Source organism: Bacillus sp. 3G2 (genome assembly GCF_044324725.1).
Lineage (GTDB): Bacteria > Bacillota > Bacilli > Bacillales > Bacillaceae_G > Bacillus_A > Bacillus_A mobilis.
In genome coordinates this window covers 4,750,287-4,774,727 of record NZ_CP172246.1, presented here as the reverse complement: position 1 = coordinate 4,774,727, position 24,441 = coordinate 4,750,287, and the positions used below count along the sequence as shown (strand labels likewise).

Here is a 24,441-nt window from a genome sequence, read left to right as displayed (position 1 = left end):
TTACAGATTGTGGCATACATATAGGAAAAGGAGTTTGGAAAGGGGATTATAGAAAAATGGAACTCCAGTTTCAAAATGTATATCAACAGGTGGAGAATTGGTATGTGTTGGATTCGGAGCTTCCTTGGGATGTCAAAAGGCTTAGAGACGATGTGTTTTCACTTATTGAAGTATGTAAAACGCCAGTTATTTTTTGTGATACGTGTGATGCGAATCATGTCCTTCTATCATTAGGAGAAGAAGAAGAGGAATTTTTATTCCCAGTAGGTGGTTTTTATCATAAAGAAAAACAATTAATTTTTGTTTGTATGTGGGAAGAGTACGAGCAAGTGCTCAAAACACTACTGCATGAATTTCGCCATGCGATGCAACATAAGAGAGACGTATTGTATGTTGGAAGTGAATTGTACGAAGATAGATGGATTGAGAAAGATGCGAGGAATTTCGCAGAGAGGAAGTTAGATGAATATAAAAACAGAAAATTAATGTAAAGCATAGTGGAGAAATGGCACTGTGCTTTCTTTGGCGGTTACTAAAAGTAAGCGATTGACTTTTATAAAGTTTAGTTCTAAACTAATGGTATGAAACGAGCGAGGTGATAGAATGAAAACAGAAGATAGACTCGGATTACTATTATGGTTTCGTTTATCACGTTTTTATAATAAAAGTATTCGTGAGACGAATCAGCATTTGAAAGAATGGAATGTGTCTGCCGCCCAGTTTGATGTACTAGCACAAGTTGGAGGGCATAATCGTCTAACGCAGCAAGAGCTTGGAAATAAACTATTTGTTACGAAGGGAAATATCACGCAGCTTTTAAATAAAATGGAGCAACTAGAGTGGATTCGTCGTGAGCAAGAAGGTACTACAAAATATATTTCGCTAACAGAAAAGGGAAAAGATTTATACGAAGAAATCGTCCCGCCTCAAGAAACGTTCCAAGCGGAGCAGTTTCAAAATTTAAATGTAGAAGAACAACATCAATTATTACAATTACTAAAAAAATTACAGTGAGAAAAATTTTTATAATAAATCTTGAATTCGAGATAATATGAGGTGAAGGATATGTTTAGAAAAGTTGATCATAAAAATATGGGAAGAGCAAATCACGGTTGGCTAAATACACATTTTCATTTTTCATTTGCAAATTACTATAACCCAAATAACATGAACTTCGGAGCATTGCGTGTAATTAATGATGACTTAGTAGCGGCACAAACTGGTTTTGATATGCATCCGCACCGCGATATGGAAATCATTTCGTACGTTGTAGATGGTGCTTTAACACATGAGGATAGCATGGGGAACCGTGGAACAATTGAGCGAGGACATGTTCAATATATGAGTGCTGGCACAGGTGTATTTCATAGTGAGCATAATTTAGGAAATGAAACACTACGTTTATTACAAATTTGGATTTTACCAGATCGTGCGGATCATAAACCAAACTATGGTGAGTTTAAATTTGATTGGAGCAAGCGTGAAAATGAATGGTTCCATATGGTATCTCCAGTAGAAGGAGAGGCACCAATTCAAATTCACCAAGATGCAAATTTATATTCTTTATCGTTAGATGCCGGAAAAGAAATTCATTTTCCTGTGCGAGAAGGCCGTCAATTGTATCTTGTTCAAATTGAAGGAAGTAGTGTAATAAATGGGGAAACGCTTGTTATGCGTGATGCAGCAGAGGCGATAGAAGAAGATATTCATATTGAAGCGAAAGAGCAATCACACTATTTAGCAATTGAGTTGAAAAGATAATAGAGCGTTTATGGAAAAGAGGACATCCGATCGGATGTCCTCTTTTTTGAGTTGAATTGTCAGAAAAAACTTTCTCAAATTTTTGGTAAAGGTATCGACTTGAAAAACAAGAATTGTATAAAAGTGTCAAAAATCTTTATGGGAATGGGGAATGTTATAGTGAAAAAGCAAGTCATTTCATCAGCATTAGCGTTAACTGTTATAGCCGGGGGATTTGGAACATTTGGAGCAACGACAACGAAAGCGGAAGAACAAAAAATTCAATATCATCAAGAGTTTAAAACACCTGCATACATAGGTGAGGAATGGAAAGCACCAGAAGGACTAGATAAAAAAGAAACGGTCTTTCAATATTTAGAGAGTAAGAAAGATATGTTTAAATTAGCAGGGAATATTGATAAACACTTCAATGTCGTTGGGGAAGAAAAAGACGCTGAATCTGGCACAACACACGTGAAGTTAGTTGAGAAGCATAATAACATTCCTGTGTATGGTTCAGATCAAACTGTTACACTTGATAAAGAAAATAATGTAAAAGCATTCTTCGGACAAGTTATTCCGAATTTAGATGATAAAAATATTCCTGCGTTTGCAAATATTAGTGCAGAGCAAGCAGAAACGATTGCAAAGGCAGATATTGAAAAAGAAGTTGGTAAAGTAAAGAATTATGACGGTGTGAAAAAAGATTTATTTGTGTATGAAAAAGATGGAAACTACTATCTTGCATACTTAGTTAAGGCATCGATTTCAAAACCAGCTCCAGGATATTGGCATTATTTTGTTGATGCGACAAATGGAAATGTGATTGAGAAATATAATGCTGTAGACAATATTACAGGATTTGGTTACGGAGTATTAGGTGGTAGACAATCATTTGAAATTGCTCAAGATACGAAAACAGGAGAATTTAACTTATTTGACGGTAAACGAGGACAAGGTATCCATACATTTGATGCGGAGAATATGGACGAAAACTGGTTTAATTTATTCTCGCAAATTCTTGGATATACAGGAGAAGAAGTGAAGAGTAAATCTAAGTTCTTCGAAGATAAAGCGGCAGTTGATGCGCATGTAAATGCAGGGAAAGTATATGATTACTACAAAAAGACATTTAATCGTAACTCTTTCGATGATAAAGGCGCGAAGCTTATTTCTACTGTTCACGTTGGAGAAAGCTGGAATAACGCAGCTTGGAACGGTGTGCAAATGATGTATGGTGATGGCGATGGTAAAACATTCATTCCATTATCTGCTGGGCTAGATGTTATCGGTCACGAATTAACGCATGCTGTAACTGAACATACAGCAAACCTTGTTTATAAAAATGAGTCAGGTGCGTTAAATGAATCGTTATCTGATATTATGGGTGTCATGGTTGAGAAGAAGAGCTGGGATTTAGGTGCTGACATTTATACACCTGGAAAACCTGGTGATGCACTTCGTTCTCTGAAAGATCCAGCATCTATTCCAAATCCATTAAAACCAGGTGAAGGTTACCCAGATCATTACAATAAACGCTACACTGGAACAGCTGATAATGGCGGCGTTCATATTAACAGTAGTATTAACAATAAAGCTGCATATTTAGTATCTGACGGTGGAGAGCATTACGGCGTGAAAGTAACTGGAGTAGGCCGTGAAGCGACAGAAAAAATTTACTACCGTGCTCTTACGAAATATTTAACTGCAAACTCTGACTTTAAGATGATGCGTCAAGCTGCTCTGCAGTCAGCTGAAGATTTATATGGTAAAAACTCTAAAGCTGTACAAGCTGTTACGAAAGCTTATGATGCAGTAGGCGTAAAATAATAAGAGAAAAAGACCTGACTAGTATGTCAGGTCTTTTTTTATTTAGTCGCGAATACCTAATGCAATTTTCGCCATACGTGACATGCGTTCTTTAGACCAGGGCGGATTCCAAACGACATTTACTTCTATTTCATTGACTTCAGGTACGTTCGTTGATAATACTTTTTTAACGTCTGATACAATTTGCCCGGCCATCGGACAACCGATAGAAGTCATCGTCATTGTAATGACAGCATTATTATTTTCATCTGCTGTAACGTCATAAACTAATCCAAGATTGATAATATCAACACCTAGTTCAGGGTCAATAACAGCTTCTAAGTTTGCATATAACTTTTCTTCAAATGCTTGTTGTGACATGTGTAGCACCCCCTGCATAATTAATGATATCGATTCTCATTATAACGGAAATGTGCATAATGTGCAGGAAATGAGCTCAAAAAAAGATCCCTTTTGGAAGAGGGATCTTTTTGGAATGTCTATTCAGTTTTAAAGTGGGATACGAGTTGATCTAATTCTTCAACTGTTTGTTTCATTTGTCTAGCGGTTTGTGTCATCTCATTCATCGTAATGACTTTTTGCTCAGCAGATTGTGCTGTTGCCGCTGTTTCACTAGATACTTCAGTCGAAATAGAAGCGATGTTATTCAGTGAAGCGTTCATTTCTTCAGCGCTTGCAGCCATTTCCTCAGCGGTTGCTGAGATGTCTTGCATTTGAGTAGATACTTTATTTACTTGTTCTACAATCGTTGTGAAAGAATTGCCAGCTTCACGAATGACATGAATGCCTTCAAATGCTTCAGAACGACCTTGTGACATCATCGAACTCGCAGTTTCAGTGTCTTGTTGAATTTGATGTAGTAATTGGTTAATATCTGTTGCCGCTGTTTTAGATTGTTCAGCAAGTTTTCGAACTTCGTCAGCTACGACGGCGAAACCTTTTCCTTGTTCGCCAGCGCGAGCTGCTTCGATAGATGCATTTAAAGCAAGTAAGTTTGTTTGTTCCGCGATATTAGAAATAGATTGTACAGCTGTATCAATATATTTCGTGTGTGTGATTAGACGTTCGACCACTTCTGACGTAGCATTTACCGCGTCGTGTATCGTTGTCATTTGTGAAACAGATTTTTGAATAACAGTACTTCCGTCGTTAGCCTGTTCAGATGTAGATACAGCAAGTTCAGTTACAGATGAAGCAGATTCAGCAATACGCTGAACGCTTACTGCCATATCGTCCATTGCAGTTGAGCTTTCTTCCATACTAGAGGCTTGTGATTGAATATTTGAATTTAGGCTAGACATCGAGTTTTGAACTTTTATTGTTGCTTCGCGTGATATATTCGTCTTTTCTAGCATATTTTCAGAAGCGTTTTGTACTTCCACAGATGTTTTTTGAACACGATTGATAATATGTTGTAGGTTTTCTAACATTGTATTAAATGATGTTGCGATCGTACCAATTTCATCATTACTATTTACTTGTAGGCGGGCTGTTAAGTCACCTTCTTGAGATGATAATTCTTTTAGCTTACTATCAATTTGTTGAATTGGTTTAACAAGTTTACCAGAGAACCACCATGCAACAGTGATAGCTACGATAATACAAATAACAAGTGATAAGAAGACAACATATTCAATTTGTAGCGAAGATTGATCAATTTTTTTGATAGATTGATCACGTAACTTGGCTTGTTCGTTACTGTAATTTGTGAAGTCACCAATTACTTTATAAACAGTACCATTTTCTGCATAAGCTACTTTTAAAGCCTCTTCCCACTTTTGGTCTTTTGCAAGAGTGAAAACTTTTTCTTCAATAAATTTTCTCCAAGTAGATCCGGATTCCATTGTATTTTTCATGGACTGAGAAACATTTGGATTAGAAAGAAGTTTATCTTTTGAATCCTCCAGACGTTTACTCATCTCATTAAATTTGTCTAATTCAACTTGATCATGTTGTAATAAATAACCTCTTAAAGCAGAGAGCTGTACTTGATAAGCGTCCCCACGCTCTTTCAATTCTGTTGCCAGAGGGGAAATTTCTTTTTGTAATGCTTCAGCTTTATGAGATTGATCAATAGCAAAAAATAAAATAAAAGCTAAGGCGATGCCAAATAAAGCGCAAATCGTTCCCATCATGAACATTAGTTTTTTTCGAATGCTAATAAAATTCATATGATAAAAATCCTCCTTGTGAAATCAAAGTATTAGAATTAATAAATGTAAAAAATTGAAAGAAAGCTTTACTCCGATTGGAATAAAGCTTTCTTCTTTCCTTTAGGAATTATAGCAGACGGAATGAGAGATAGAAAGAGATATTTTAAATTGAAAAAAGAGAGACTGTAGATTTCTCTTTTTAATAACTTGGAGCTTCTGGAAGTATAAATGAAAGTTTCGCTTTAAACGTTTGTTTTGAAATGAGAAACGAGAACTTCAAGTTCTTGTACGGTCGTTTTCATTTCAGACGCTCTTTTAGCAACGACACTCATTTTGTTTACTTGGTCACCAGCTGAGGTTGCCGTTTGTGATGTTTCGGCGGCAACTTCATTTGAAATAGAAGCAATGTTATTTAAAGCTGCATTCATTTCTTCAGAACTTGCGGCCATTTCTTCAGCAGTTGCAGACATTTCTTGCATTTGCGTAGAGACTTTGTTAATGTGGTTAACAATTTCCGAGAATGAAGATCCGGCGGTACGAATGACTGTAATTCCTTCAGAAGCTTCTGACTGACCTTGTGTCATCAGTTCATTTGCTATTTTTGTGTCAGCTTGAATTTGATGAAGTAAATGGTTAATGTCAGTTGCTGCTAGCTGAGATTGTTCAGCAAGTTTTCGTACTTCATCGGCAACAACAGCGAATCCTTTTCCATGTTCACCAGCACGTGCTGCTTCAATTGAAGCATTTAAAGCGAGTAAATTCGTTTGTTCCGCGATATTAGAAATGGATTGAAGTGCAGTATCAATATGATTCGTATGTGTAATGAGTCGTTCTACTACTTGTGATGTAGCGTTAACAGCTTCGTTAATGGTATGCATTTGTGTAATAGATTTCTCAATGACTTTATTCCCACTATCTGCTTTTTCAGCAGTTGTAACAGCTAGGCTAGTAACAGAAGAGGCAGATTCAGCAATACGCTGAACACTCGTTGTCATATCATCCATTGCAGTTGAACTTTCTTCGATACTGGAAACTTGTGAACGAATATTATGCTCAAGAGCATTCATAGTTTCTTCGGTTTTTGCGGTATTTTCCATAGACGTAGTTGTTTCGATAAACACATTTTCAGACGCTTCTTTGACACTTGTAGATGTTTGTTGCACTTGTTTTATAATGCGCTGTAAATTAGCGAGCATTTGATTAAAGGAATTGGCGATATCACCAATTTCATCTTTACTCGTTACGTGCAATCTAGCAGTTAAATCGCCATCTTGAGAAGCTAATTCTTTTAATTTCTCATCAATTTGTCGTATCGGTTTAACAAGTTTACCAGAGAACCACCATGCTAATAAAATAGATGTTAATGTGCATGTAATGAGTGAGAAGAAAATAATATATTGAATAAGAGATGAGGAAGACTCTACGTCAGCAATTAATGCGTCACGTTTATCATTTTCTTCATTTGTATATTTAGTAAAGCGACTTAAAAGGTCGTTTACATAGTCGGTTTGAGCTAAAGAAATTTTGGATGCTTCGTCCCATTTTCCTTCGCGAGCGAGAGGGAGGACTTCATTATCTATAACGCTTCGCCATTTTCCACCCATTAAAATCGCTTCTTTCATTCCTTCTGGGAGTTTTTTATCACTTGTTACTTTTTCTCTAGTATCAGCTAGTTTTTTTCCTTCTCGGTTGAATTTATCCAGTCCTTTTTGATCATGTGATAGTAAATATTCTTGTAAACCAGCAACTTGTGCTTGGAACCAATCACCACGCTCTTTTAAAATCGTTGCTCTTTTTGATACATCATTTTTTAATGTTTCGACTTCATTGGCTTGATGCATGGCGAATGAAAGAATAACAATAAGAGCAATGCTAAATAAGGAACAAATACTTAAGAGTGTGAAGAGTAGTTTTTTTCGAATACTAACATATTTCATCGTTACCCCTACCTTTTAAAAACTATTTATTGTGATTTATAAATATTAAGAACGACATTAATAAAAACATTATTATGAAGTTATTAATCTGTTCAATGAAAATTATAGCAGATAATGGAAGAAGACAGATTCATATGAGTAAATGTTCTTAAAATGTATACATTTGTATATCAAAAAATTCATAAATAAAAATGAGAAATGCTATTGTAATTTGAAATAACATCATGTATACTTCTAATTAGTTGATAACGATTATCACTATCAACTGCGAACATTACTCTTCGTTATGTTGGTCATACCCCTTTTTGACGACGTAAGTCAGAGACGAAATGTTGAAATATCTTGTGTCCTATTCTACAGAATTATGGTAATCTCCAACCTCAACTTATATGCGTGAGCATGCAAAAAGGATCCTATCCGTGAAGGGATCCTTTTTTGCATGCTGTCGCAATTAATGTATATAAGCCAGGCACACGTTCTTCAATTCCTTCCGGTGCAGTAGAAGGAAAGACCCATCTTTGATGAGGCCCGTGTTCTTCAACTAGTTTTTCAATTTTAAAGTGTTCTTCGGCAAGTGTCGAAATAATTTCTCCTAGCGTCCAGCGACGGATGGTTGTTTTAGGTAACGATTCTTTCTGCGCTTCTGTAAGAAGGATGCTATAAGCAACATCATCTTCAATCAATTCTTCATCGAAATAATTTCCATTGGCCCGAAATGATGGGTGGTCTACTCCTAATAATTTCGTGTAAACAGGATGATAGTCACGAAGGATAAGCATGCCACCTCCTTTAAGCAAGGTAGCAATTTTTTGAAAGAGCGGTTTTAAATCTAAAAAGTAATGGAGTACACCAAGTTCCAGCAATACGATATCAAATGATTCGGAGAGCTGCACATTTAGTACATCAGAAACGACATACTGGATAGAGACACCTGCTGCTTCAGCAAGTTCATTTGCATATTTTGCATTACTTGCTGAAATATCAACAACTGTTACGTCAGCTCCTAAAAGAGCGAGAGCAACGGCTTTATTTCCTTTTGACCCGAGTAAATTAATAATACGTTTTCCTTTTGGAGATTGTATGTAGGGTAAATAGTGATCTACCTCGCGCATGGGATCTGCTATAAGCTTTTTCGCATAATCAGCTGGCGCCCCGTGGCGATTCGTCCAAGCTTCATAAGCAGCTGCATTCCAGCTTTTTTCATTACGTATGCTTAGTTGATTTTGATTCAATCGTATCACTCCTTTTGTGAACGTATAGTTATTCTATGGGAGGATAGGATTTCCTTTTTTTTGAATAAAAGTTTGATTTTTCTGCAATTAAGTCGTAAAATACGTGTTATATATATAAGCGTTGAAAAGGAAAAGTAGGATGAAATCATTCTGTCCAGAGAGCTTCGGTAGCTGAGAAGAAGCAAGAATATTCATTTGAACAATGGCCTTTGAGCTTCGTCCTGAACTTATCAAATGATAATAGTAGGCGGCGACGAGAGTTGGTACTCGTTATCAAAACCACAGTATAAGAGCATATAGCTCCGTACTTGTTAAGGCTAATTATGTGAGTAATTGGCGAAATAAGGTGGTACCGCGACTGTTTATACAGCCCCGCCCTTATCTTTTTTAAGATAAGGGCGGGGCTTTTTTATATTTAAAAGGAGGAATGTAAGATGAGTATTTTTATTGGAGGCGCTTGGCCGTATGCAAATGGTTCGTTACATCTTGGACATATTGCGAGTTTGTTACCTGGAGATATATTAGCGCGTTATTACCGGGCAAAAGGTGAGAATGTGTTGTATGTTTCGGGAAGTGATTGTAATGGAACACCGATTGCAATTAGGGCAAAACAAGAAGGTGTGACGGCGAAGGAAATTGCTGATAAGTATCATGAAGAGTTCCAGCAATGTTTTCGTAGCCTTGGTTTTACTTATGATTGCTATACACGTACAGATAGTGAGCACCATCATGAAACGGTTCAAAATGTCTTTTTACGCTTATTAGAAGAAGGTTATATTTATAAAAAAACAGTGGAACAAGCGTATTGTGAAACGTGTACACAGTTTTTACCTGATCGTTATGTAGAAGGCGTTTGTCCACATTGCCATGAAGCAGCAAGAGGAGATCAATGCGATGCGTGTTCAGCTATTTTAGATCCACTCGATTTGTTAGAAAAGACATGCAAGTTATGTGGTAGTACACCATCCGTGCAGGAAACAGAGCATTTCTATTTCGCATTGCATACATTTCAGGAACAAATCAAAACGGCTGTAGAAACTGCAAAACAAACAGGAGCATGGCGCGACAATGCGATTCAATTAACAGAGAGATATGTTAAGGAAGGATTATTAGATAGGGCCGTATCACGTGATTTACCAATTGGGGTACCCGTTCCAATAGAAGGGTATGAAGATAAGAAAATTTACGTATGGATTGAAGCAGTGACAGGATATTATTCGGCAAGTAAACATTGGGCTGAAGAAACAGGAAAAGATGATCAACAGTTTTGGGATAAAGAAGCGAAAACATATTATGTACATGGAAAGGATAATATTCCGTTTCATTCCATCATTTGGCCAGCGGTATTGCTTGGAATAGGAGAAGGAGCTACTCCTCGTCATATCGTTTCGAATGAATATTTAACAGTTGAAAAAAGAAAGTTATCTACAAGTAAAAACTGGGCAGTATGGGTGCCTGACATATTAGAACGATACAATCCCGATGCTATTCGTTACTTTTTAACAGTCAATGCACCAGAAAATCGTGATACTGATTTTTCATGGCGTGAATTCATTTACAGTCATAATAGTGAATTGCTAGGTGCATATGGGAACTTTGTGAACCGGACATTAAAGTTTATTGAAAAGTATTATGGTGGTATTGTACCGAAGGGAAGTATTGATGTAGAACTGAAAGATAAAGTAGAAGGATTATATAAAAATATTGGAGAGGCCATTGAGCAAACTACATTTAAGGTGGCGCTAGAAACAATATTTGAGGCAGTACGTTTTGCAAATAAATACTTTGATGAGAGGCAGCCTTGGAAACAACGAGAAGATGATCCGATTTCATGCGAAGAAACGATTTATAACTGTGTGTATCTTATCGCTAATTTTGCAAATCTCCTTGAACCATTTTTACCATTTTCAAGTGAAAGAGTTAGAAACACATTATCGATTGTGAAACGAAATTGGGAGCCTCAAAACACGTTGCCGAATAGAATTGATAGTGTGCAGCCACTATTTGAACGAATTGATGTAAAACAAATTGAGCATGAGGTAGAAAAGTTATATGGAGCGGTAAAGTAGGGGAACTTGGAGGATTATATAAGTAAGTAGTTAAATATTATCGAGTGTGATGTTTTTATATTGCTATTTAATTCTAGTTAAAGGAGCAGAAATGATACCCAAACTAAATGTAAATTAGTTGAGTATCATTTCTGTTCAGGAATATAAGATAAAGAAAAGCCTTTTTGAAAATGTTGAACTTGTTGATAACCAAGGCACATTTAATCGCTTTGTTATTAGTTCTTTCTGAAAAGTAGTTAGTTTTAAATAGTTAAATCTTTTGTTTAAAAGGTCTGTGGGTTTACCAGAAGTCAAGTCATAATTAATGATACTTAGTAATGTACCAGTTTTATAAGGAGATAGATTGCAAGAATAAATCGATGACTTTATTATATTAATAATTTTAAGAATACAGGTTTCTTCAGTTACAAATCTATAGTGATAACCTAATCCAAATTTGAATTGCTTACCTCTTTTATCATAAGAGGTAACGCCATGTATTGTGTTTTTTAGTTTGTAATAAAGAGTCCAAAATTCTTTGTTCGAGCGTGACCCCTTTTTGAAGTTGAAAAAATAAGATTTTATTTTTTTTTCGACTTTAACAATTTTTTCTTGTGCGATTCCGATGATTAATTTAGAATCATTACTTTTAAATTGATAGCCTAAATAATCAAATTTTAGCTCGGATGACAGATTACCTTTCTTGTATGAGGAAAATTCTGTCTTCTTTAAATTGCGTTTTAAACTGTATTTAGTAAATATATTATCAATTTTTGAAAGCATTTCTGTCTGTATTTTTGTTTGTTCTTGTTTATTTTTTGTAAAATCATAATTAATTATGATTATGTCATCAACATATCTGAAATAAACAATTGGTTGGAATGTTTTTTTTATTTCTGCATCAAAATCCTCAAGGTATAGTTCCGCTAGATGACTAGAAAATTGTAAACCTAGAGGAACGCCCTCAACTTTGTTGGAAAATACAGCCTCTTTTAGAATATGTATAGTTGAGTGTGAAAGAATATTGGAATTGTTCAATTTTTGATAAAGCTTATGCTTATTTATTGATGGAAAGAAGTTTTTTATATCAGTTCGTAGAATCATAAGATCTATTTTTGGAATGCTATTATTTATATAATCACCTTGTGTGATGTGACTAATTAGAGATTTAATAATAACATCACGATTGCTAGTAGAGATATTATATTTTCTTATTAACTCATTTTTTATTTGATTATAAGCTTCACTTTGTTCTTCATCAGGAATAAAAAAAGTACGGTTGTTTACTTTTAATTTTTGAGAGCTTTTAATTTTTTTTATGTTTTTCACCCTCCTTATTATTACACCAATACTTTGCCCCGTTGGCTATAATATGTATAGTCAATGGGGCAAAAGGGCTAATCATCACAAGGATGGCCTTTGAAAACCTAATAGTAATCATCGTGTGTGTATTCTTTAACCTATATGCGAAATATCGTATGGTGTAAAGAATGGTATTAGTCGTAAGACTAATAAGTATTGGTGATGTGAATCTTTTGGGACAAATCTTGAAGATATGTATCTAGATATTCACAATGGTATAATATAATACATAAATGGAAAAAGCAACAATAAGGAGGAAATATGAGGGAGAATTTATTTCTTAGAACAGACGTATTACCTGAAGAATTACCAATTTTATTTAGTAATAAGAATGTCTATCGTAATTTTTCTAAACAAAAAATTATAGATATGCTTACTATAGAAAGAGAAAATAATAAAAAAGGCGAAGAGTTAATATCGTATATTACGGTTCCATATCAATTTTATATTCCTAAAAATGATAGAAGTTATAGAAGGATGTCGTTATTACATCCAATAGCACAATTGCAAACATTTGCGTATATTTTAAGATACGACCAATTAATTGTGTCTTTCTGTAAAAAATCTGAGTTCAGTGTCAGATCACCAATAATCCGTAATCAACCCGTATATAATTATACGAAAAGCCAGCAAGCTACATGGAAACGAATGGATGAAGAATTTAGCTTTTCAAAAGATACTGTTGTAACAACTGAAGAGGATGTAATTTACTTTACTTCGTTTTTTTCATATAAACAGTATAAAAGAATTCAACAACTTTATGATTCGAAGAAGTTTAATCGTGAAAAATATAAATATCAATACTTTATGAAATTTGACGTCCAAAATTTTTTCCCAAGTATTTATACACATGCGCTATCATGGGCGATTTTTGGGGAGAAACCATTGGCGAAAAAATTAAGAACTGTAAGTAGTGCTTTTGGAAACGCAACAGATGTAATTTGTCAAAGAATAAATTTTAATGAGACAAACGGTATTGTTGTAGGACCGGAATTTTCAAGGGTCATGGCTGAATTATTGATGACACGCATTGATATAAAAGTTCAAGAAGCACTGTTAGAACAGAAGCTGGTATTAAAAAAGGATTATATTTTATATAGGTATATGGATGACTTTTTTGTATTTACACATAATAAAGAAGATGCCTATGTTATTGAAAGAATAGTAGAGTCTGAATTAGATAAATACAATTTAAAGATGAACTTAGCGAAAACTCAGCTGCAAGAAAGACCATTTGAAATCGTAGAGCCGTCAATTATAGAATTGAAGAATGTATTTAGTTTATTTGAATTCAACTATAATCGCCATATGGAAAGGGAAACAAAAAATGGAAAGTTTGATAGACGACTTGATAGCATTTGGATAGATTTATTTAATAATGTTGAGTTGATAATATGTAAATACCCGGCTTCTAGACATAGGGTTGTAAATTATTTTTTAAAAAAGGTACGTTCACTCATTATTAATTTAATAACAATAAATAAATTTAACTTGGCTAATATCTTAGAAATTGTGTCTAATATTTATTCATTATCCATTGATACTAAAAGTACTAATGCAGTAATTGCAGTCTATTTAAAGGTTATTCAAGAGTTAAAAAAGAATATGCTGGAATTTTCCACAGAGAAAATTGAAGAAAAGTTTAATTTTATAAATGAAAAGGTATTTCAAAATCTGTATATGTCTTTAAAAAATAATTTTAATAAGATTAATCAAATGTATGACGTTATTATTTTTATTAAAACTTTAGAAAAAAATCTTTCAAGTACATTTCTTTGTAAGATTATAGAGCAATATAAAGATTCATATTTTGTTATGTGTACAATAGGTTACTATATTTTAAACGTAGGTAGTTATGGAGTGATAAAGGGGTATCTTACAGTGCAAAAAAAACTAAGAGATGCCATATTTGACAAGATAGAAAATTACAGCACAAAAGGAAGTGATAATTTATTACTTGAGGCTGAATATTTTTATTTTATTAATGATTTTTCCTATTATCCGGGATTTTTGAGAAAAGATTGTAAAAAGTTAAGAAAAATTATTGATTCCGAGCTTAAAAAATTTAAATTTAATTCTTATAATCCATCAGTAAATACTGTAGAAAATCGAGCTAGAGGTATACATAAACAAATATTTAATCAAATAATGAGTAATTCTTATTATGAATGGGGGAAAACAACGGAAACATTTATTAGGGATATTGCAAAAAAAATCACTAACGTCCCTAAGAGAGATACATTATCTGATTATTAATTTGTTAGGGTTGCAGAGTTTATGAGGTGTTTAGGAATAATGTTTTGAAAAATACTAATTTTATATTTTGTACTATTTAAAGAAGAGCACATTAGGTGCTCTTCTTTAAATAGTATCTGTTATAGTATGATTCCGTTTTTGTTTAGTATCAAGCAGCTGAGGAGTAAAAATTCCAAGTAGTATAAAGAGTATCCCAATCCACTGCATGAAGGTTACGACTTCATGTACAAGTGTAATAGAAGCGATAATGGCTGTTGGTAATTCAGCTGCTCCTAGTATTGTACTAAGTCCTGTTCCAACTTTCGGTACGCCAATTGAAAAACAAATGACAGGTACGACAACGCCAAACAATCCGAGGAAGAAAGCGTATTTCCAAAGACCTGCTTGCAGGGCACCGTCCGTTAAAAAGGTTGGCGGGAAGAATAGGCATACGATAAGAGTAGCGCTTGTTGTCATAAGAAAACTTTTCGTATAAGGCGGAACTTCTGTAGCAACGCGCCCGCTTGCAAACACATAGAATGAAAAAGAGACAGCGGCTAATAAACCAAAGATAATACCTTTCGTGGAAAAGCTTTGTCCGAGTCCTTCAAAGACGCCGCCTGCAAACAATGTACCAGTAAATAAAATAATGATAGATATAATTTTCTCACGGCTTGGAAATGTTCGATTTGCAATTGCTTCAATGACTACACCAATCCATGTGAACTGGAAAAGTAGGACAACAGCGATAGATGCTGGTAGTTCTTCTACAGAGATAGCGTAGAAGATACCAGTCATACTCATTGTTGTACCAACTGTTAGTAAGGAAAAGAATTGCTTTTTTGTTACTTTGTGACGTGAAGTGAAAAGAACGAGCAGAAGAAGCCCAATCCATCCGAAGACATATTGTCCTCCTAATAGTTGATGTGCTGAAAATCCATCAATAAATCCGAGTTTGAAAATAGTTGAAAGTACGCCGTAGCTACAAGCGCCAAATAAAACGAGTAATGAATACTTAAATTTTTCCATGAAAATCCTCCTTTTGAATAATAAAAAAACGCCCGCTATCCAAATAAGGATAACGGGCGAACGAAACAGAGTAAGATACTCTACAAAATTCCGCCACTCATACGAAGTATGAATTTGGGTTATGAAATTGTAGTAAGTTTTTACATTGCCTTTGGGAATACAATAGAACATTTTACACCTTGAGGTGTGTTTTGTATTCCATAAGGAAATTGATGTTTATCTAATATTTGTTTTACAATATATAATCCAAGACCACTACCTTGTACTAAGCCATGTTTGTCAGGGTTAGCGCGATAGAATGGTTCAAATAAATGGGCAAGTTTATCTTCATCTATTTGTGAACCTGTATTTAATACTTCTAATGCGTAACCGTTTGGCTTTTCATAAAGCTTTATATAGACATGCTGATGGTCAATTGTATAATGAATAGCATTTGAAATAATGTTAAAAATGGCGGTTTGAATAAATTTAGGATCAGCTAAAACCTGTACATCTTGTTTAATGTTAGATTGAACATTTAACTGCTTTACAGATACGAAATAATCTACTTTCTTCATAACATCCTCAATAATATTAGTTAATGAGATAACTTTTAAATCAGGTTTAAATTGAGGGTTTTGTATTTTGGATAATTCCGACATTTTTTCCGTTAATATGTTAATGTCTTGCATCATTTCATAGGAACGTTTTAAATATTTATCTTTATCTTTATAAGCTCCAATTCCGTGAATCATGCCATCTAGTTGTCCCATAACGGCTGCGATTGGTGTTTTTAATTCATGGGAAACCATAGACATAAATTCTTTACGAGATTGTTCTAATTGTTGTTCCTTTTTGAGTTCATTTCTTAAATCTTGATTGCTTGCATGTAAATTCTTCACTATATTTGGGACCTGTGAAGCAGCTACTTGCAAATTAAAATCTGTTTGATCCGTATTTTTGTTAAGTAGCTTTTTATCTGAGAAATCAAGATTTATAATATCTTTTAAAGCATCACTCATATATTGAAAAGGTTTAGCAATTAGTTTGGCATAAATTAAAGATCCGAGTAGAGATAATGCAAGCATTGTCGCGCCAATATGTGGAGCTAATTGCTGCAGTGCATCTGTTAATTTTGGATTATCTTGTGCATCATTTGTTTTACTTGCTGCACTTTGTTTATGTAAGGCATCATTAGTAGCGACTTGCTTTTCCGTTTCTATAGGTGGAGCAGAAGTACTATTTTTTTTCGCAATATTTTGAGTATGTTCTTTTGCTTTTGCAGTTTGGCTAGGCTGCAAAAGATGATTGATAGCTGTAGAGAGTGATTTATAATCTATAATAGAAGATTGGAAATTAAAAATGTCTCCCTGTGATACAGCTTTATTTTGATTCGTTTTACTTTGGTCGTTTTGTTTGTCTGAATCCGCTTGTTCTGTAGTCAGCGCTCCATTTTCTTTCGCAAAACGTTCTTTATCGTAGTTTGAAGCTAGGAAGTAAATAATTTGATAAAGACAAAGTGATAAAAGAATACAAAATAATAAGGTTTTGATGAAAATATTTTTGGTGATGTTGTCTTTGCTACGATTCGATTTTGTAGCCAATGCCTTTCACCGTTTTAATATAAGGAATCCCTAATTTTTTTCTTAAGTTTTTAATATGTGTATCTATAACTCTTACATCACCATAATGTTCATAGCCCCATACCTTATTCAGCAAATCACTTCTTGATAATACTTTTCCACGATTTTGCAGTAAAGTATAAATAATTTCAAATTCTTTTGTTGTCAATTCAATTTGATTACCATGAACATAAGCGGCATATGCTGTAGAATTTAACATCAATTCATGGAATTGTAGTATAGTTGCAGCTTCTGCTTCCTTCGTAGCTACCCTTCTTAATACAGCTTCTACACGTTTAATAAATACGGTGTAATGGAACGGTTTCGTAATATAGTCATCAATACCTAATTCAAATCCTTTAATTTCACTTTCTTCATTATGTAAGCCTGTTAACATAATAATCGGTACATCAGATTGTCCTCGCATAATTTTACAAATACTATAGCCATCTATATCTGGTAACATCACATCAAGGAGGACAAGGTCGTATGAATTTTTTTGGAAAAGAAGTATACCTTCTGTTCCAGCACCAACGACATCAACGGTAAAGTTTTGTGCCATTAGAAATTCACGAATTAGTTCTTGTATATCTGGGTTGTCTTCAATCACCAGTATATGCGTCATAGTAACACCTCCTAAGGAACGCTTTTCACTGCAATATTCGAATTCATCATTTTTTCGATGACTCAGATTGTTTATACATATAATAAGCCCCCGCCATAAAATAATCATGAAAGTAGCAAGGGGAGTTGTTTAGTGAAACTGAATATTTAAGAATTACAGTAATTCTATTATAGTATGTATTGTAAAATTTATAAAATATTATAACTGTATAATTTTAATATCCATGTTTATCAATGTTTAGATGTTACTTAATACAATCTATCCCTATTATATATGTAAATACAGTTGTTTTGCTACTGTAAATGAAGAAATAAAATAAGCCAAGACATAAAATTCTTGGCTACACGTAAATCGTGTTCTTAGGTTATTTTACAGTGACAGTAGCCTGCTGGGGAATACGCTCAAATAACCAGTGTATATCATTGTTATACATACGAATACAACCTAGTGTTGTCCATTTGCCGATTGCCTGATTATTGTTCGTACCATGAATCGCATAAGTTGTTCCATAAGTTCCAGCCATATTTAATCCTAGCCAACGGTCACCAAGGGGATTACGTGGGTCGCCGCCTTTAATTTTTCCTGTATAGTAAGGACGGTTTTTAATTTTATTAACGATTTGAAAAGTACCTTTAGGTGTAGGTGTACTTGCTTTTCCAGTAGCGACAGTAAAACTCTTTATAAATTGTCCGTTTTGATAATAATCCATTTTATTTAGCTGCGTGTTTACAATCAGTTGATCATTCGTTGTAGCTGCCTCAGCATTTGTGAATGGAATAGTTAAAAATCCTAATGATAATAGTGCGCTTAATAATAGCTTTTTCATTATATTCTCCTTTTTACTATTGAAATAGTCTTACACACACTGAATTTGCAATCCTCGTAATACTTTATTTACATTTTCATCTAATGTTTCAAAGAAGGTAGTAATCTTTGGATTTTGTTTGTTGTTTTTATCAATAAGTAATCTTTCATTTAGTAAAAGTTCACCATGTAGTCCAAAACTTTGAACTTGAATATTTAGTTCATCTTCAGTTTCAGAAATAATTGGTAAAAAATAGTGGAAAGCTTTCGTTGGAATGATGTAACTTTTGCCAATCATGCTTTCTTGATTTGAATTAATCCATTTTTTCGTAACGATCTTAATGTTCTTTTTTGAAACGATAAAAGACAGTGTTGTAGATTTTGTTAAACTTACGTCAAATTCACTTGTTTCACACATGTGTAAATTAAAAACGGTTTCATTTTGATGAGATTCAACATTTGTATTAATAAAATCGTGCATTTTATAAGCTTCCATTTCTTATTCACCCTTTTTTCAATTTCGAAAAACGACTTATATTTATTCAATTTAATGCTTAGTCATATATTGGTTAAATTTTTCAACAAATTCCGATATAATCTTACAATACGTATATGAAGCTAATATGAAGTTCGTATGAGTTTGTGGTGGTTTTTTATTGAGAACAAAATGTGGTGATTTTTAGGTGTTAAAAACTGGATAAAAAATGTATATTAATTCCTTTGATTCGTACGATATATAGCTGTTAGTTCATTTTAAAATGATAATGGATAGCATCAAATAAAGAACAGAAAACCTTAGTGTAAGCCTTACAAAAATGTAATAAAAATGTAAGCTATTGTGATAGTTATTTCGACAATTTTTTTATACAATAATAGTAAGAAGTTGTACGTGATTGAAAGGAGAGATGACATGGAATGGGTTCATGAATTATTTCAGCAGTACGGGTACTATGTTGTACTTGTTGGTTTGCTGTTAGAATATATTGCACTTCCGTTTCCGGGAGAGCCAACGTTAGCATATGCGGGATTTTTAGCACAGAAGGGCGATTTAAGTTTACCGATTTTAATTATCCTATCTTTTATTGGGACAAGTGTAGGAATGACAATTCAATACTTTATAGGAAATAAATTAGGTATGCCCTTTATTCAAAAGTATGGGAAATACGTATTTTTAACACAAAGAAAAATCGACTTAACAAGAATGTGGTTTGATAAGTATGGATACTTCCTTATTTTTATCGGTTTCTTTATTCCTGGTGTCCGTCATTTTACAGGATATTTTGCAGGAATTATTAACTTACCATTCCGTCGCTTTGCCATTACAATTTACTCAGGTGCTCTATTTTGGGTATCGTTCTTCTTAATCGGTGGTTACTGGTTAGGTGGCAACTTACATGATATTTTTGGAGCGTTAGAAGGTCACATCGGTAAAATCATTTTTGGAGTGATTGTGATTGTAGCAATTACGTTAGGAGTTCGTTTCCGCAAACAGCTAAAACGAGTATTTTTACAAAACGCAAGTTAATATGAAATCCATTCTATGTCAAAATTTGGGAAAGCAGTGCAGACGCACTGCCTTTTTTATTTGATTTTCCAATCTATTTTCAACTTTCCTTTTAACTGGTTTCCACTAACTATAATGTAATACGTTCCGGTCTTAATTGCTGCGAAATGGTACGTGTTAGGGCCAGCTGGAGCTAAATAATTTTCTTCCTCTTGAAATTCACTAGCCATTTTTATGTCCCCTATGTAGCCATTCGAATTATCAGTTCGTGATTCAATAGTGAATTCTAATATGTCACCTCGTTTTAATTCAATTGGGACTTTATGTTCACCACTAAAATGTTGAAAAGATGCTTCGAAAGAGTTATCGGTTTTTGTTTCGACCCATTGTTCTTTTGATGTTCCAACCCTTTCTATATCTACTAAGTTAATTGTGATAAATATAATAAGCATAATGCTTGGTACGAAATACGGTATCCACTTAAATTTTGTTGCTATGACTGTATATAAATAGAAAGAAAGAGAACATACTGCTCCGATTGATCCGAGGAACAAGAACTGTATTAGATCAGCTTCTTTAAATATTAAAAAGGGAAGAAAAAATAAATAGCCGCAAAAAATATAAAGTAATAATGTCTTCAGTCTTGTATGTGTTTTTAATTTCAATTTATCGATGCAAATAGAACAAAAAATTGCATATGCCGCAAGAATAGGAGCGAAGGGAACATATAGTAGTTCTCGTAATCCAGCTAAGAAACTATATAATGTTTGTTGACTAGTTGTTAAGAGAAGCGTGCTAATAAGTAATAATAACAAAAAAGCTGCTGTAAGCTTGGTAAGTATGTAAGAAAAGGTAGATGTTTTCTTCATATCGACTCTCCTTTGTTTAATATTTCACATTCATTATATAAGTTATTTTCATCATAATACATCTTTATTTTTGTCAATTATTATAGTCGTAATGACAATTATAATTGACAAAAATAAGGATATTATTTACAATTTTAATTAAATAAATGAAAAAGAGGGAAGACATGAAGCTTCAAAATCGAGTGAGGGAATTGCGAGCAAAGCATCGTTTATCACAAGGGGATTTAGGGAAAGCGATTGGATCATCACGGCAAACGATTAGTTTAATTGAGCGCGGGGACTATGCACCATCTATCGTATTGTCGTTAAAAATCGCACAAATTTTCAATGTACCGGTGGAGGAAATATTCACGTTAGTGGAGGGGGAAGAGTACGATGAAGAGTAAATTAGGGGAACAATTTTTTAGTTTTTGTAAACTCATATTAAGTATGGTAGCTGGCTTTTTTGCATCTTATATAGCTTTAGATTTACTTGCGGATGAACCGAGAAAATTATCACCCAATATATTAATAGGTGTATGTACTATTTTTGGAATCGTAATGATGTACTACACTTGGAAGAATACGCGTATGTTAGCAGAGGCACGCGATGAAGAAGAGAGCGTACAAGGCAGGAAATTAGGGGTTATAAGTATATATTTACGTGTAGGTGATATAGTTACGCAGGCATGGTTTGTATATGCAGTTATTACATGTAGACGTGCACTGTTACAGGATACAAATGTGTCATTTGCAGTGTGGAATTTAGTAGCTTCTATTATCTGTTTAACGATTGTAGTAGTTATCGGGCTCATAACAAAAAATCGTTATAATAAGCTATATCCTGAACAAGGTGTAACATATATAGAATCTATGGAGATGTGGAAGAAAAACGCAGATGAAGGATTAAAACATATTGTGCATGAAGCTGGATATAAAGCGTATGAATTTACGAATAAAGTATTGGCATATGTATGGTGGGCTGCCGTTATATATACAGCGGTTAGCGATATTGATTTTGTATTAATTGGCTTAATCTCATTTGTTTGGATATTGCATCTCGGAAAGTTCATGTACGAAATGCATAGAAAAATGATTTATTAAGGGGAGAAAAAGGTGGATATTTTAAGAAGGCCAGCTGGTTCTATGACGGCGGCGTTAGTTTTGTCCATTTTATACGGAGTAATCCGAACCGAGAAATTAGAAGTAATGTTGGATATATGGGCATTAGTTGGAATTTTTTTATTGGTGCTAGCTATTCATGAGCTAGGACATGTAGTGTTTGGTTTAATAGGAGGTTTGAATTTTAAATTTATGACAGTAGGGCCGATTACTTTTCAAAAAGAGAAGGGGAAAGTACGCATTCGAGAAAATAAATTGTGGATGTACTTTGGAGGCGTGGCGATGTTAGTGCCTCCTTCTATAGAGACACCGAATCTTTCGAAAAAATGGGCATGGCTCACTTTAGGTGGACCGATTACAAGTTTACTATTTGGTGTTACTTCAGGTTACATATACATGGTGAGTTATTATCAATATCTTTTATATTTCGCCGTGTTACACTTTGCAATTTTTGCAGCTACAATCGTACCGATAAAAGGAACGTTTTTGAGTGACGGTATGCAATTCCTCATTTTAATTAAAGGTGATGAAAAGGCGAAGCAGCATTTATATAACATTCAAGTATCAAGTGAGTTATTTAGTTATAAGAGGCCGAAAGATTGGGACGAGAGATTAGTAGAACTTAGTGAGGAAAAATCAAAAGAGGATAAAAGTATAAGAGATATAATGAGTGGACTTATGCTCGTTTTTTATGCTCGAGCTGACCAAAAGGGGATGGAAAGGGCGATATCGTATATAGAACCAATTATTCAACAACCTGTAACGAAGGAAAATAAATTTTTCGTTGGCAGTTTTCATAGTTGGTACCTTTTGTATAAAGCTCTTTATCAGATGGATAGCCTTTCTCTACAAGAAGCGAAGGAATATGGGAAGGCCGTTACAAAAATAGACTTACATGGGTATTATCGCACACAAGGAATTGTGAAATATGTAGAGAATGATCTAGAAGCTTCCCGTATGTATATGAAGAAAGCTGATAAAGAATTAAAGAATGCTGAAAAGAATGAACTGGGATATTTACAATTAGAGAGAGAATGGTTTGAGCGGTTAAAAGAGAGGGTATCTTACGATGGGTGAGGTATCCTCTTTTTTCTATGTCACCTTATGCCGTTCCATAAAAGGTCTGAGGCGAGTAAAATAAGAGAAGAAGAGCAAAGCTTGGAGGAATTCTAGATGGAAATTTTAACGATTATTTTAATCGTCTTGCTCATTTATACTGTTTTTAAAGTAGCGTATGTAGCATTAAAAATACTCGCGATCTTATTAGTTATCTTTTTAATCGTAGAGTTCGGCAGTAAATTGCTTGGGGGATAGGGTATGTTGTAGGTTTAGGGTATCGGTAAATCGATAACCTGTATTGGAACGTTGATATAAGTGGAGAAATGATCGATATATTTGGAAAATCGTTGATATATTATAGTGAATACTAAGTGGGTATATGGAAAAGAAGTTGCCGTGAGGGTAGCTTCTTTTTATTGTGGTGACGGAGTATGCAAAACAACATAAAAAAGCTGGAAGAATATCTTCCAGCTTACGAGTTACTTTCAATTTGGCGACCGTTTTCTTCTTCATTGTCTTGTAATAGGTTGAATACGTCTGCTAGGCAGAATGCAATGAACCAAGTCCATAGACCGTGGAAGAAAGCTGAGCTTAATTGAAGTGGTAATGTATAGTTAGTCATTGAGTAGGAAATACATCCGCCAACGATTCCGATCATTGTTAATAACATTGTTTTTTGCGCATTTTCTTCTGGGTTGAAGAGGAAGAAAATGTATCCACCTAAAATTGAAGCGCTTACAAGTGTTTCGATTCCATTAAAAATGATATTCTCTCCAAGCTGAGTGTTTGTCCAGAAACAGATCGTTCCGCCGATAATAGCAAACAGGACAGCTATTGTATATCTGATATATTGATTCATATGTTCATCTCCTTATGTAATAAGATGATTTGGAAGTCAAAAAGGTAGGTATAGTATATTGAAGTGAATTTTAGTTGTACGTATCTTTTTTTATAAAAAGATCATGGAAGAATAACTAAGATGATCGGTTTTTTAAACCGTTACGTGTATGGTGTTTGAAATATACCCGACTGCTCGTTTCTTTTTGCTTGTAAAATAAGAGAAACTTCCAAGTCTATATACTCTTTTTTTGTGAGTCTGCTTTCATTATAACACATTTAGGGGCACAATAATAGAATTATCTGATTTTGTAATAAGTGTAAAAAATAAAAATGCAGGGAAATACCATTAACGGTGCAGTTTAGTGGAAGAAGGATTTTAATTTATTATGATGAAATATGTAATCAAGGTGAGATCTAAGAAGGAGGATTAAATACTATAAAAAATGTTTTGTAGCATGAATGTAAGGGAGGA

23 protein-coding genes and 1 other annotated feature are annotated in these 24,441 nt (G+C 34.0%); of the genes, 11 read left to right on the top strand and 12 right to left on the bottom strand.

The window, feature by feature from the left end; genetic code table 11:
- Positions 1-56 precede the first annotated feature (56 nt).
- The 4 genes from ACHZK0_RS24680 to nprB all read left to right on the top strand — a co-directional run bounded on the left by ACHZK0_RS24680 (position 57) and on the right by nprB (position 3,570).
- Positions 57-491, top strand: coding sequence for a DUF3920 family protein (locus ACHZK0_RS24680; protein WP_270340973.1), 435 nt, complete (start codon positions 57-59; stop codon positions 489-491).
- 112 nt (positions 492-603) lie between these two features.
- Positions 604-1,014, top strand: a complete 411-nt coding sequence (locus ACHZK0_RS24675) for a MarR family winged helix-turn-helix transcriptional regulator (RefSeq protein ID WP_098374163.1) — start codon at positions 604-606, stop codon at positions 1,012-1,014.
- Between the two features lie 51 nt (positions 1,015-1,065).
- On the top strand, positions 1,066-1,761 hold the full coding sequence (locus tag ACHZK0_RS24670; RefSeq protein WP_327798949.1) for a pirin family protein: 696 nt from the start codon (positions 1,066-1,068) through the stop codon (positions 1,759-1,761).
- 159 nt (positions 1,762-1,920) lie between these two features.
- Positions 1,921-3,570: a neutral protease NprB gene (gene nprB / locus ACHZK0_RS24665; RefSeq protein WP_262740545.1), complete on the top strand. Its 1,650-nt coding sequence runs from the start codon at positions 1,921-1,923 to the stop codon at positions 3,568-3,570.
- 42 nt (positions 3,571-3,612) lie between these two features.
- Here nprB and ACHZK0_RS24660 read toward each other — a convergent pair whose 3' ends face one another.
- From ACHZK0_RS24660 to ACHZK0_RS24645, 4 genes are all read right to left on the bottom strand, one after another.
- On the bottom strand, positions 3,613-3,930 hold the full coding sequence (locus tag ACHZK0_RS24660) for a metal-sulfur cluster assembly factor (protein WP_000082521.1): 318 nt from the start codon (positions 3,928-3,930) through the stop codon (positions 3,613-3,615).
- Between the two features lie 119 nt (positions 3,931-4,049).
- A complete protein-coding gene (locus ACHZK0_RS24655; protein ID WP_395760977.1) occupies positions 4,050-5,741 on the bottom strand; it encodes a methyl-accepting chemotaxis protein in 1,692 nt (563 codons plus the stop codon).
- Between the two features lie 224 nt (positions 5,742-5,965).
- The gene (locus ACHZK0_RS24650; protein WP_395760976.1) at positions 5,966-7,660 is read right to left on the bottom strand and encodes a methyl-accepting chemotaxis protein; all 1,695 of its coding nucleotides are present in this window, start codon (positions 7,658-7,660) and stop codon (positions 5,966-5,968) included.
- Positions 7,661-8,073: 413 nt separating this feature from the next.
- Positions 8,074-8,892 (bottom strand): class I SAM-dependent methyltransferase, encoded by an 819-nt coding sequence (locus ACHZK0_RS24645; RefSeq protein WP_395760975.1) that lies wholly within the window; start codon positions 8,890-8,892, stop codon positions 8,074-8,076.
- Between the two features lie 112 nt (positions 8,893-9,004).
- Positions 9,005-9,275 (top strand) — a binding site (T-box leader).
- A gap of 51 nt (positions 9,276-9,326) precedes the next feature.
- Between ACHZK0_RS24645 and metG the strand changes: the two genes are divergently transcribed.
- The gene (gene metG, locus ACHZK0_RS24640; RefSeq protein ID WP_395760974.1) at positions 9,327-10,961 is read left to right on the top strand and encodes a methionine--tRNA ligase; all 1,635 of its coding nucleotides are present in this window, start codon (positions 9,327-9,329) and stop codon (positions 10,959-10,961) included.
- Positions 10,962-11,096: 135 nt separating this feature from the next.
- On the opposite strand, the gene ACHZK0_RS24635 is transcribed toward metG, so the two are convergent.
- On the bottom strand, positions 11,097-12,269 hold the full coding sequence (locus ACHZK0_RS24635) for an RNA-directed DNA polymerase (RefSeq protein WP_395760973.1): 1,173 nt from the start codon (positions 12,267-12,269) through the stop codon (positions 11,097-11,099).
- A gap of 294 nt (positions 12,270-12,563) precedes the next feature.
- Between ACHZK0_RS24635 and ACHZK0_RS24630 the strand changes: the two genes are divergently transcribed.
- Complete coding sequence (locus ACHZK0_RS24630) at positions 12,564-14,558, top strand: RNA-directed DNA polymerase (RefSeq protein ID WP_395760972.1); 1,995 nt, start codon at positions 12,564-12,566, stop codon at positions 14,556-14,558.
- A gap of 105 nt (positions 14,559-14,663) precedes the next feature.
- On the opposite strand, the gene ACHZK0_RS24625 is transcribed toward ACHZK0_RS24630, so the two are convergent.
- The 5 genes from ACHZK0_RS24625 to ACHZK0_RS24605 all read right to left on the bottom strand — a co-directional run bounded on the left by ACHZK0_RS24625 (position 14,664) and on the right by ACHZK0_RS24605 (position 19,092).
- Positions 14,664-15,566, bottom strand: a complete 903-nt coding sequence (locus ACHZK0_RS24625) for an EamA family transporter (RefSeq protein WP_395760971.1) — start codon at positions 15,564-15,566, stop codon at positions 14,664-14,666.
- Between the two features lie 140 nt (positions 15,567-15,706).
- The gene (locus ACHZK0_RS24620; RefSeq protein WP_262740551.1) at positions 15,707-17,149 is read right to left on the bottom strand and encodes a sensor histidine kinase; all 1,443 of its coding nucleotides are present in this window, start codon (positions 17,147-17,149) and stop codon (positions 15,707-15,709) included.
- Positions 17,127-17,792, bottom strand: coding sequence for a response regulator transcription factor (locus ACHZK0_RS24615; RefSeq protein WP_262740552.1), 666 nt, complete (start codon positions 17,790-17,792; stop codon positions 17,127-17,129). The genes ACHZK0_RS24620 and ACHZK0_RS24615 overlap by 23 nt, the downstream gene beginning before the upstream one ends.
- Before the next feature lie 364 nt (positions 17,793-18,156).
- Positions 18,157-18,618, bottom strand: coding sequence for a L,D-transpeptidase (locus ACHZK0_RS24610; RefSeq protein ID WP_262740553.1), 462 nt, complete (start codon positions 18,616-18,618; stop codon positions 18,157-18,159).
- Positions 18,619-18,648: 30 nt separating this feature from the next.
- Complete coding sequence (locus ACHZK0_RS24605) at positions 18,649-19,092, bottom strand: DUF3978 domain-containing protein (protein WP_262740554.1); 444 nt, start codon at positions 19,090-19,092, stop codon at positions 18,649-18,651.
- Positions 19,093-19,506: 414 nt separating this feature from the next.
- Here ACHZK0_RS24605 and ACHZK0_RS24600 point away from each other — a divergent pair, with 414 nt between their 5' ends.
- A complete protein-coding gene (locus ACHZK0_RS24600; protein WP_395760970.1) occupies positions 19,507-20,121 on the top strand; it encodes a DedA family protein in 615 nt (204 codons plus the stop codon).
- Between the two features lie 56 nt (positions 20,122-20,177).
- On the opposite strand, the gene ACHZK0_RS24595 is transcribed toward ACHZK0_RS24600, so the two are convergent.
- Positions 20,178-20,969 (bottom strand): hypothetical protein, encoded by a 792-nt coding sequence (locus ACHZK0_RS24595; protein ID WP_262740555.1) that lies wholly within the window; start codon positions 20,967-20,969, stop codon positions 20,178-20,180.
- A gap of 164 nt (positions 20,970-21,133) precedes the next feature.
- On the opposite strand from ACHZK0_RS24595, the gene ACHZK0_RS24590 reads away from it, so the two are divergent.
- The 4 genes from ACHZK0_RS24590 (at position 21,134) to ACHZK0_RS24575 (ending at position 23,384) form a co-directional block, all read left to right on the top strand.
- A complete protein-coding gene (locus ACHZK0_RS24590) occupies positions 21,134-21,355 on the top strand; it encodes a helix-turn-helix transcriptional regulator (RefSeq protein WP_262740556.1) in 222 nt (73 codons plus the stop codon).
- The gene (locus tag ACHZK0_RS24585) at positions 21,345-22,052 is read left to right on the top strand and encodes a DUF3169 family protein (protein WP_262740557.1); all 708 of its coding nucleotides are present in this window, start codon (positions 21,345-21,347) and stop codon (positions 22,050-22,052) included. The genes ACHZK0_RS24590 and ACHZK0_RS24585 overlap by 11 nt, the downstream gene beginning before the upstream one ends.
- A 42-nt stretch (positions 22,053-22,094) precedes the next feature.
- A complete protein-coding gene (locus tag ACHZK0_RS24580) occupies positions 22,095-23,147 on the top strand; it encodes a M50 family metallopeptidase (protein ID WP_262740570.1) in 1,053 nt (350 codons plus the stop codon).
- Between the two features lie 96 nt (positions 23,148-23,243).
- Positions 23,244-23,384: a DUF3985 domain-containing protein gene (locus tag ACHZK0_RS24575; RefSeq protein WP_395760969.1), complete on the top strand. Its 141-nt coding sequence runs from the start codon at positions 23,244-23,246 to the stop codon at positions 23,382-23,384.
- 217 nt (positions 23,385-23,601) lie between these two features.
- On the opposite strand, the gene ACHZK0_RS24570 is transcribed toward ACHZK0_RS24575, so the two are convergent.
- A complete protein-coding gene (locus ACHZK0_RS24570; RefSeq protein ID WP_001077770.1) occupies positions 23,602-23,988 on the bottom strand; it encodes a DUF3938 domain-containing protein in 387 nt (128 codons plus the stop codon).
- Positions 23,989-24,441 lie beyond the last annotated feature (453 nt).